Annotated in this window: 3 protein-coding genes; 2 read left to right on the top strand and 1 reads right to left on the bottom strand. The window is 26.2% G+C overall.

Translation table 11 applies throughout. The features are described from left to right. On the top strand, positions 1 to 395 hold a 395-nt coding region (locus NSA58_RS20215; protein WP_257560937.1), incomplete at its 5' end, for a hypothetical protein. Between the two features lie 199 nt (positions 396 to 594). Here NSA58_RS20215 and NSA58_RS20210 read toward each other — a convergent pair. Beyond that, on the bottom strand, positions 595 to 888 hold the full coding sequence (locus NSA58_RS20210) for a DUF1540 domain-containing protein (protein ID WP_039677855.1): 294 nt from the start codon (positions 886 to 888) through the stop codon (positions 595 to 597). 214 nt (positions 889 to 1,102) lie between these two features. On the opposite strand from NSA58_RS20210, the gene NSA58_RS20205 reads away from it, so the two are divergent. After that, on the top strand, positions 1,103 to 1,375 hold the full coding sequence (locus NSA58_RS20205; RefSeq protein WP_039677854.1) for a phage holin family protein: 273 nt from the start codon (positions 1,103 to 1,105) through the stop codon (positions 1,373 to 1,375). The last annotated feature ends 40 nt before the right edge of the window (positions 1,376 to 1,415 follow it).

Raw genomic sequence — 1,415 nt, 5'->3', positions numbered from 1 at the left:
TTTCATTTTTTGCTTATGAAGACTTGAAATATTTCTCAAAATCTTGTGATAAATTAATTGCAGTTGTAAATGATAAAACTACAACGCACATTCCGGTATCAAAGAAAAAAATGGAGGTAATTAATCAACATAGTTCAAAAAATTTAAAGAAGCTATTGGATGAAAAGAAAATCAATTATGAAATGATACCACTTAGCATGGAGTTTGGACAAACATTTACCGATGATGAGGATATAGCAAGATATGCAAAGTCTTATGATGAGGATAAGGAGTATGAATCTATTTACAATCATATTAAGAATAAAGTAGTCAAAGGGGATAAAGTAAGGTATTATCTTCCATACGAAAAAAATATATCTATTTTTATAATAGATTTTAATAAATTATCGCTTTAAATCACTGTGTGAGCCTTATGAAATTTTAGGCAACGACCTTGCTCAAAATATACTTTTTTACATTTTTAAAGTTGTTAATATCACTTACTTACATGAATTATCTACACTCGTAAGACTGTTATAATACCATAATAAGTAGAAAAACATCAGATAGATAAATAATCTACCTGATGTTTTTTGCTTATTAATATTGTAAGTATTAATAAGATATGAATGTATCACAATTTGCATTACTATAGTTAATTTGAACGCTAGAAGCTGTACAAGTTCCTGCACTATTATATTTACATTTCTTAGCCATACAGTCTATATCTGTAGATGTAGTGAATGAATTACTTGTGCAGTTCATCAAATCATTTTTGTTTGAGTTAAAAGTAGCGCATGTTGTTCCAGTTGTAGTTGAAGCAGTATCACCTTGTATTTGAATATTTCCTGCATAGCATATTCCTGAATTATTATAAATGCAATTGTCAGCTGAACAATTTAATGTCATTATATGTACCTCCACTTATTTTTTTATTATTATTTGCAAGAATTTGAGTTTCATTCTTTTTATGTAAAATATTAGATATTTTGTATAATAAAACATCTAATATTAATTTAAACTAGATATATTTAATATTTCTGCACTTTTTGTGCTATTCTAGAATATTTTACATAAAAGATATATTTTTAATATGTCTACCTTTATGCAAGGAGGGAAGATGATGGATTTAGAATTTTTGTTGAATTATGCACAGCCAGTTATAATTGGCATATGTCTTTGTGTTGGATATGTGATAAAATCTAGTTTAGATTTTATACCAAATAAATATATACCTTTAATAATGATGGTATTGGGACTTGTAGTAAATATATTGATTAATAAAGGGATAGATGCTAATATTGCACTTGCGGGTATGTTTAGTGGTTTGACAAGTACAGGATTGCATCAAACTTTTAAGAATTTGATTAAAAAAGAAGATTGTAATAAAGAATAATATAAAAAAGAATATAAACGAATATAATAATATTCTATTC

The sequence above is a fragment of the Terrisporobacter muris genome (assembly GCF_024621905.1).
Taxonomy (GTDB): domain Bacteria; phylum Bacillota; class Clostridia; order Peptostreptococcales; family Peptostreptococcaceae; genus Terrisporobacter; species Terrisporobacter muris.
The sequence above is the reverse complement of the archived record's forward strand: the minus strand, read 5'-3'. Positions and strand labels throughout refer to the sequence as shown.